The following is an 8,250-nucleotide window of genomic DNA, read 5'->3' as shown; positions in this document are numbered from 1 at the left end:
TCAAGGCCGAGCGAAGTGAGCCAGGCAAAATTTTCGTCTCATTAGGGGGCATCAATGCTGGTTATTTTTATTCTGCAGTGGGTCAATTTTATTTGCACATAGTGGGTCAATTCTATTGACAATCAACAGTTAATGGGGACGACCTGCTAAGAGCAATGAACGTCTGTAATGATATATGCGTTAAGTTATGGTTTGAACACGAGACTAAGGTAGAAGAACGGGCCAGAAATGAATTAAACATTTTACAACAGATTATCCAGCAAGAAGATACTGACCAGAAAGCAAAATGTGCAGTAATTTTAGCCTTGATCGAAGGAAAGGAACCCCCCCCATTCCCTAATTCATAGCTATTGAAGAAGCGAGTCCAGTTGGCCAGGGCTGGTACAGGATGGGCCGATCTTTTTTACTCGGGGACAGATCACCATGCTGTCCGGCGACAGGATACCCTTCTTGCCTGAACACCCTCGCCCTGGCCCGGTGCAGATACCGCGGCCTGGGTCAAAGGCGGCCTCGGAGGTGGGATGCCACCCGCTCGGCCGCCCGGGGTTCCCAGCCACCTACCCCCCGTCCCCACGGGGGCCGCACCGGGAGCCGCGGTGGCGCTGGTCTAGGCGCGGCTTTTTGCCCACCCCCAGGGCGCACCGCTTTGGTCGATGCCACCTCCCTTACCGCTCCGGGGGCTCCGCCCCCGTGCCCCCGCCAGGGGGGCGCAGTGCCCCCCTGGGCACTCAGTATGTCGGCTCCGGCGAAACAGCTCCACCTCCAGTTCCTCCCATTATACCGCCGCCTTTCGGGGCCGCGGCCCCGGGGTCAGTGTGCCCCGGCCGCCGTTGTCTGGGTGAAGCACCGGTGGTTGCCCGGGCAGCAGCCCTGGACCCGGCCGCGGCCCCTCATAGCCTCGTCAGGGGTGCGCTCCGCAAAAAAGATTTTTGCCTGCGGCCCGGCCCAGAGACCTCAAAATTTTTTGGCTCCGCTCGGGCTAGCGCCCGGCTCTTGACTTCGGCCACCGGCGGCGGTCCCCGCCCTCCGAAAAACTGGAGGTGTTCAGCATGAGGAAATTGCTGGCGAAGGTGGAAGATGGGCGGTTCGGCCGGGCTCTGGCGGGCTTTGTGGCCGGCTGGCAGTGGGAGTGCAAGGTGCGGCGTGAGGGCGAGGTCCACGGCCTCATCCGGTACAGCGGGAAGGAATACCGGGTGGTCATCGCCGGCCGCCGGGCGCGGTGCAGCTGCGCGGATTTCGCAGCCCGCGGGTTGTTCTGCAAGCACATCGGCGTTTGCGGCTGCGGCGGGGCTGGCCGCTGCCGCCCGGAAGTTCCACGGAGACAGCCGCCCCCGAGGCCGGGCGGCAAATTCGGTTAGGCCGGACAGCAGGCGAAAAAATTATTGTCAAATTACTGATTTTACAGTATAATCTTTCATAAGTACCCTGACGGATGGGGGCCTGATGGCCCTGAACCGGAGGGGTGTGACAACGGCATAACAGCCTTCCCTGCGAAAAGGGTTTTTCCTGTACTCAAGGGGGCAGCGAAGAACTGGGCAGCAGCCTGCTTTTCGTGGGAGAAAGGCAGGCTTTTTTGTTTACATTAATAGCGTCTTTTATAAAGTGCATGGTGCGCTCATTTGTGAACGAATTGCGGGGTGCGTTTAAGCTGCGGCGTTGGGAGGTGAGGTTGTGGAAAGGCGCATTGGGGTGGTCGGCATCCTGGTCGAAGACCGCCAGCATGCCGCGGGGAAGATCAACAGCATTTTAAGTGAATACGCGGAGATTATTGTGGGGCGTATGGGCATACCTTACCGGGAGAAGAACCTTGCGGTCATCGCCCTGATTGTTGACGGCACCACCGACGAAATCGGGGCTATGACGGGAAAACTGGGCAGTATCAGGGGTGTGCAGGTAAAAAGCGCCCTGGTGTCCCGCAAGTAACATATTTTAAAAAGGGTGTTGGGTTGAGGTGTCCTACCGGGTAGAAAAAGATCTGCTGGGTGAAAGGGAAATCCCCCGGGAGGCCTACTACGGCATCCATACTTTAAGGGCCAAAGAAAATTTTGCCGTGTCCGGGATTCCCGTTCACCGGGAACTCATCTGGGCCCTGGCCCTGGTCAAAAAAGCCGCGGCCATGGCCAACAGGGAGATTGGTTTGCTGGAACCCCGCATTGCCGGGGCCATAGTGCAGGCGGCGGAAGAGCTGGCCCGGGGCCAGTGGCATGATCAAATTGTCGTCGACGCCTTTCAGGGCGGGGCGGGCACTTCCACCAACATGAATGTCAACGAGGTCATTGCCAACCGGGCCATTGAAATCCTGGGGGGGACGAAGGGAGATTACTCACTGGTCCATCCGCTGGATCACGTTAACCTGGGTCAGTCCACCAATGACGTTTACCCTACGGCCCTGCGGGTGGCGGCCATCAAGCTGGTGCGGGAGTTGAGCCAGGCCATGGCCGTTCTGCAGGGGGCCCTGCAGGCCAAGGAAAAGGAGTTTGCCTCCATACTCAAGATCGGCCGCACCCAGCTGCAGGATGCAGTGCCCATTACCCTGGGCCAGGAGTTCAGCGCCTACGCCGAGGCGGTAGCCCGGGACTGGTGGCGTTTGTACAAGGCAGAGGAACGCCTGCGGCAGGTTAACCTGGGTGGGACAGCCGTGGGGACGGGACTCAACGCCAGCCGGCGTTATATCTTCCGGGTGGTGGAGATCCTGCGGGAGCTGACCGGTTTTGGCCTGGCCCGGGCGGAAAATACCGTGGAAGCCACGCAAAATGCCGACATTTTCGCGGAGGTCTCCGGCTTTGTAAAGACCGCCGCTGTCAACCTGGCCAAGATAGCCGGGGATCTGCGCCTGTTATCTTCCGGCCCCCGGGCGGGGCTGGGGGAAATCGTGCTGCCTGAGGTGCAGGCCGGTTCATCGATCATGCCCGGCAAGGTCAACCCCGTGATCCCCGAAATGGTCACCCAGGTGGCCTACCAGGTGATGGCCGGCGATGCGGCCATTAACATGGCCGCGGCTTCCGGGCAGCTGGAGTTGAATGCCTTCCTCCCCCTGATTGCCCACAATTTGCTCCACTCCCTGGAAATGATGACCGGGGCGGCCAGGCTGCTGGCGGAAAAATGCGTCCGGGGCATTCAAGCTGATGAGGCCCGCTGCCGGCAGTTGCTGGAAGCCAGCCAGGGGGTGATCACCGCCTTTGTCCCTTTCCTGGGCTACGAGAAGGCTACCGCCATGGTTCTGCGGGCGGTCCGGAGCGGCCGGCCGGTGACGGAGTTGCTGGTGGAGGAGGGGTTGTTCACCAGGGAGGAAATCGAAGCAATCCTTAAACCGGAAGAGCTGACCACACCGGGTGTGGCCGGCGTGCGGCATTTAAAGCGCTTTTTAACCAGGGAAGGTGATAAGCCATGAGCCTGAATGCTACCCCCCGGGGGCAGCGGCTGCATATTGCCCTTTTCGGCCGGCGCAATGCAGGCAAATCCAGCTTAATTAACGCCATAACCAACCAGGAAGTGGCCATCGTTTCCGGCATCCCCGGCACAACCACCGATCCCGTGGCCAAGGCCATGGAGCTCCTCCCCCTGGGGCCGGTGATGATTATCGACACGGCGGGGCTGGACGATACCGGGGAACTGGGCGCCCTGCGGGTGCAGAAAACCCTGGAGGTGCTCAACAAAACCGACCTGGCCCTGCTGGTGGTGGATCCCGGGCAGGGCATCGGGGATTATGAACGGGATGTGGTGAACCGGGCCCGGGAACAAAAAGTGCCGGTGCTGGGAGTAATCAACAAAATTGACCTCTACCCCGAAGCGGTTAACCGCCCGTGGCAGCAGGAGCTGGATGTGCCCTTTGTGGCGGTCAGCGCTTTGACCCGCCGGGGCATCAATGAGCTGAAAATGGCCGTCGTAAAGGCTGCCCCCAGGGACTGGGCCCTTCCCACCATTGTGGGGGACCTGATTGAACCGGGGGACCTGGTCATGCTGGTCATCCCCATTGACAAGGCTGCTCCCAGGGGGAGGCTCATCCTCCCGCAGCAGCAGGTAATCCGGGACGTGCTGGAAAACGACGCCGTCGCAGTGATGGTCAAGGAGCGGGAGCTGAAGCACGCCCTGGCCAGCATGGCCGTGAAACCAAAGCTGGTGGTTACCGATGCCTCGGCCTATCTCAAGGCCGTGGCCGACACACCGCCGGATGTGCTTTTCACCTCCTTCTCCATCCTGTTTGCCCGCTATAAAGGAGACCTGCCCACCCTGGTGGCCGGGGCCAGGGCCGTCAAGGATTTAAAGCCCGGGGACAAAATCCTCATTGCCGAGGCCTGTACCCATCATCCCATCCAGGATGATATCGGCCGGGTGAAGATCCCCCGCTGGCTCCGGCAGGCGGTGGGGGGAGAGTTGCTCTTTGACGTGGCCAGCGGCGGCAGTACACTGCCCGAAAACCTCCGGGAGTACAAGCTGATCGTGCACTGCGGGGCCTGTATGCTCAACCGCCGGGAAATGCTCTACCGGATCATGCAGGCCCAGGAAGCCGGGGTGCCAGTTGTCAATTACGGCGTGCTCATGGCCCACATTCACGGGGTTTTAAAGCGGGCATTATCCCCCTTCCCCCAGGCTTTAGCCGTTCTGGAAGAGGAACAGGTGGAATTTGAAGACGAGCTGGCCCTTTTGCAGCAGGTTTCTCGTACATAGGTGGTTTTATATGCGGCAGGAATTCGTGGAAGTGCTGAAAAAAGCCAGAGGAAGCCACGGTCTTGAGCGCCATGAAGTAATTGTTTTGCTTCAGGCCAGGGGCGAAGAGGTTGATGCCCTCGGCCGGGCGGCCGACGGGGTGAGGGCGGCATTCCTGGGAGATGAGGTGCACTTACGGGGCATCATTGAGTTTTCCAACTACTGCCGCCAGAATTGCCTTTACTGCGGCCTGCGCCGGGACAACCGGAAGTTGCGGCGTTACCGCTTAACTCCCGGGGAAATCCTGGCCACTGCCCGTAAGGCCGCCGGGTTGGGTCTTCCGACCATTGTTCTGCAATCGGGAGAAGATCCCCATTACACGGCCCCGGTTCTGGCGGATATAATCAGGCGTTTAAAGGGAGAGGTGGGGGTAGGAGCGGTAACCCTTTCCGTCGGCGAGCGTTCCTTTGAGGATTACCGCCTGTGGCGGGAGGCGGGAGCCGACCGCTACCTCTTGAAGCACGAAACCGCCGACGCCGCCCTTTTTGCCCGGCTGCGGCCGGGTACCACCTTGCAGGACCGGCTGCTGCGCCTGAAATGGTTGCGGGAGCTGGGCTACCAGGTGGGGTCGGGAAACATCGTCGGCCTGCCTGGCCAGAGTCTGGAAACCCTGGCCGCCGACATCCTGCTCATGCGGGAGTTGGACGTGGAGATGGCGGGCATTGGCCCCTTCATACCCCACCCGCAAACACCCCTGGCCAAAGAGCCTCCCGGAGAGCTGGAACTCACCCTGAAGGTGCTGGCCATAGCCAGGTTGCTCCTTCCCCGGGCCCATTTGCCCGCCACCACGGCCCTGGGTACCATCCATCCCGCAGGGCGCCGTTTGGGCCTGTGTTTTGGTGCCAACGTGATTATGCCCGATACAACCCCGCCGCCTTACCGCTGCTATTACCAGATCTATCCCGGAAAGGCGGGAATGGACGACGAAATGGAAGCCACACTGGTTGCCTTGAAAAACATGATCCATTCCTTGAACCGGCGGGTGGGGCGCGGGCCCGGGCATTCCCCGAAAATTCAAGGAGGGATGAACAATGAAGTGTGAACCGGCCACCTTTATCAACGAAGAGCAGATCTATGGCCTGCTTGAAGAAGGCCGCCGGGCAGACCCCGCCGCGGCCCGGGAGATCATCGCCCGGGCGGGGGAGGCAAAGGGACTCACTCCTTCGGAAGTTGCCGTTTTGTTGCATGTGGAAGACCCCGGTATCCTGGACTTCATGTATGCCACTGCGTACCGGATTAAGGAGAAAATATACGGCAAAAGGCTGGTCTTTTTTGCCCCCCTTTACATCAGCAACTACTGCATCAACAACTGCCGTTACTGCGGCTACCGCCGGGATAACAAAGAGCTGGTGCGGCGCCGCCTGACCATGGAGGAAATCCGGGATGAGGTGGTTGCCCTGGAAGCCATGGGGCACAAGCGGCTGGCCCTGGAAACGGGTGAGGACCCGGTCAACTGCCCCATTGATTACGTGCTGGAAGCCATCGAGACCATCTACTCCGTGAAGGACAAAAACGGCAGCATCCGGAGGGTGAACGTGAACATCGCCGCTACCACGGTGGATGAATACCGCCTTTTAAAGAAAGTCGGCATTGGTACCTATATTTTGTTCCAGGAAACCTACCACCGGGATACCTACCGGGCCATGCACCCCTCCGGCCCCAAGCGGGATTACGACTGGCACACCACGGCCATGGACCGGGCCATGGAAGCCGGCATTGATGATGTGGGCCTGGGAGTTCTGTTCGGGCTGTACGATTACAAGTTTGAGGTGCTGGGCCTGCTTTTCCATGCTTTGCATCTGGAAGAGCGTTTTGGTGTGGGTCCGCATACCATTTCGGTGCCCCGGCTGCGCCCGGCTTTAAATATCAATCTGGAGAACTTCCCTTACCTGGTTTCCGACCGGGACTTCAAGAAAATCATTGCCATCCTGCGCCTGGCCGTGCCTTATACGGGCATGATTCTGTCCACCCGGGAACGGCCGGAGTTCCGGGATGAGTTGATCTCGGTGGGTATTTCCCAGATCAGCGCCGGCTCGTGTACGGGCGTGGGAGGCTACCGCAAATCTCTAAGCGGTGAGCATCAAGAGGAAGGCGAGACCGCCCAGTTCCAGGTGGAGGATCACCGGAGCCCCGACGAGATGCTGCGCAGTGTCTGCCTGTCCGGGTACATACCCAGCTTCTGCACGGCCTGTTACCGTAAAGGGCGTACCGGGGACCGGTTCATGTCTTTGGCCAAAACCGGCCAGATCCAGAACGTCTGCCAGCCCAACGCCATTCTTACCTTCAAGGAATTTCTCCTGGACTATGCTTCTCCGGAAACCCGGCGGGTGGGCGAGGAGGCTATCCGGAAGCACCTGGAGCTCATCGAAAATCCCGCCGTGCGTGAGGAAACCATTGCCCGTCTGGAGATGATCGAGAAAGGGCAGCGGGACCTGTACTTTTAGGTTTTACTGTGCGTTTTCGCGTTTACATCTGCTGGTCTTCAAACCCTCCTTTGTTACTGGTAACGAAGGAGGGTTTTTTTGTAAAATACACTGGGAGGTGATAAAACGAGATTTTTGTTAATAAACGTCGTTAAAACCATTGGGCCGTATTACAATACCGCTCGGCTCTTTTAAATGACCATTTAGCAAACTTGTATTGCTTTTTTGAAAAAAAGTATTATTCTGTTGTAATAAATAAATTTGATGGTTGACAATAATATATGATTATTGACCGGGGTGCATGATCAAAAAAGCTTTTTATGGCAGGTGAATGACCATAAAGTTACAGGCTGTTAAGGAAATGCTTAATGCCGATGTTCTCTGCGGCGATAACTTGCTTGACACAGAGGTTACCTGTGGCTTCGGCTGCGACCTGATCAGCGACTCTTTATGTTTTGCCAGGCCGGGTTGCCTTTTGCTGACCGGGCTTACCAATGTGCAGATCATCCGCCTGGCGGAGATGGTGGAAGCGCGGGCCATCGTTTTTGTACGGGGTAAGAGGCCCGGTGAGGACGTAATTGGGCTGGCGCGGGAAAAGAACCTTCCCCTGCTGGCAACGGATATGTTCCTTTTTGAAAGTTGCGGCATCCTTTACCAGGCGGGACTGCGGAGTTTCTGAAGCGGGGTGAGATACCTTGCAGTTGAAGTTCCAGGTGCAGGGAATGGATTTCAGCCGGGCGGGCCAGGCTGCTACGAAGATCAAAAAAGCCTTGCAACTGGCCGGTATGGATCCCGCAACCACCCGCAAGGCCATTATTATTGCCTACGAGGCGGAGATGAACATTGTCATCCACGCCTGTCACGGCAGCCTGACGGCCAATATCACTCCCCGCAAAGTGGAAATTATTGCCGACGATGAAGGCCCGGGTATTCCCGACATCTCCCTGGCCATGCAGGAAGGGTACTCCACCGCCCCGCCCCACATCCGGGAAATGGGCTTCGGGGCGGGCATGGGCCTGCCCAACATTAAAAAGAGCGCCGATGAGCTGGATATCCGGTCCGAGGTAAACAAAGGTACCAGATTATGGGCGGTGGTTTTCAATAATTAGTTGCGAGTGAC

Annotated in this window: 8 protein-coding genes; all 8 read left to right on the top strand. The window is 58.5% G+C overall.

The genetic code is table 11. The annotated features are described in order from the left end of the window. Nucleotides 1–1,049: 1,049 nt before the first annotated feature. The gene (locus BUB44_RS02425) at nt 1,050–1,358 is read left to right on the top strand and encodes an SWIM zinc finger family protein (protein ID WP_073162931.1); all 309 of its coding nucleotides are present in this window, start codon (nt 1,050–1,052) and stop codon (nt 1,356–1,358) included. A gap of 313 nt (nt 1,359–1,671) precedes the next feature. Beyond that, nucleotides 1,672–1,923, top strand: coding sequence for a TM1266 family iron-only hydrogenase system putative regulator (locus BUB44_RS02420; RefSeq protein WP_073162929.1), 252 nt, complete (start codon nt 1,672–1,674; stop codon nt 1,921–1,923). Between the two features lie 28 nt (nt 1,924–1,951). Beyond that, the gene (locus tag BUB44_RS02415) at nt 1,952–3,391 is read left to right on the top strand and encodes an aspartate ammonia-lyase (RefSeq protein WP_073162928.1); all 1,440 of its coding nucleotides are present in this window, start codon (nt 1,952–1,954) and stop codon (nt 3,389–3,391) included. After that, entirely contained in the window at nt 3,388–4,668 is a 1,281-nt protein-coding gene (gene hydF, locus BUB44_RS02410; protein ID WP_114362051.1) for a [FeFe] hydrogenase H-cluster maturation GTPase HydF, read from the top strand. The genes BUB44_RS02415 and hydF overlap by 4 nt, the downstream gene beginning before the upstream one ends. Before the next feature lie 10 nt (nt 4,669–4,678). Continuing rightward, a complete protein-coding gene (hydE, locus tag BUB44_RS02405) occupies nt 4,679–5,749 on the top strand; it encodes a [FeFe] hydrogenase H-cluster radical SAM maturase HydE (protein ID WP_073162926.1) in 1,071 nt (356 codons plus the stop codon). Then, on the top strand, nt 5,739–7,151 hold the full coding sequence (gene hydG / locus BUB44_RS02400; RefSeq protein ID WP_073162924.1) for a [FeFe] hydrogenase H-cluster radical SAM maturase HydG: 1,413 nt from the start codon (nt 5,739–5,741) through the stop codon (nt 7,149–7,151). The genes hydE and hydG overlap by 11 nt, the downstream gene beginning before the upstream one ends. 310 nt (nt 7,152–7,461) lie before the next feature. Beyond that, nucleotides 7,462–7,809, top strand: a complete 348-nt coding sequence (locus tag BUB44_RS02395) for a DRTGG domain-containing protein (protein WP_207545609.1) — start codon at nt 7,462–7,464, stop codon at nt 7,807–7,809. A 16-nt stretch (nt 7,810–7,825) separates the two neighbouring features. Then, a complete protein-coding gene (locus tag BUB44_RS02390; protein WP_073162922.1) occupies nt 7,826–8,239 on the top strand; it encodes an ATP-binding protein in 414 nt (137 codons plus the stop codon). The last annotated feature ends 11 nt before the right edge of the window (nt 8,240–8,250 follow it).

This window comes from Desulfofundulus australicus DSM 11792 (assembly GCF_900129285.1).
GTDB lineage: Bacteria > Bacillota > Desulfotomaculia > Desulfotomaculales > Desulfovirgulaceae > Desulfofundulus > Desulfofundulus australicus.
Note: the sequence above shows the minus strand (reverse complement) of the source record. Positions and strands in the feature narration are given on the sequence as shown.

Coding starts and splice junctions, on each gene's coding strand:
- hydE (WP_073162926.1), top strand. CDS start 4,679: ATGCGGCAGGAATTCGTGGAAGTGCTGAAAAAAGCCAGAGGAAGCCAC.
- BUB44_RS02395 (WP_207545609.1), top strand. CDS start 7,462: ATGACCATAAAGTTACAGGCTGTTAAGGAAATGCTTAATGCCGATGTT.
- hydG (WP_073162924.1), top strand. CDS start 5,739: ATGAAGTGTGAACCGGCCACCTTTATCAACGAAGAGCAGATCTATGGC.
- hydF (WP_114362051.1), top strand. CDS start 3,388: ATGAGCCTGAATGCTACCCCCCGGGGGCAGCGGCTGCATATTGCCCTT.
- BUB44_RS02425 (WP_073162931.1), top strand. CDS start 1,050: ATGAGGAAATTGCTGGCGAAGGTGGAAGATGGGCGGTTCGGCCGGGCT.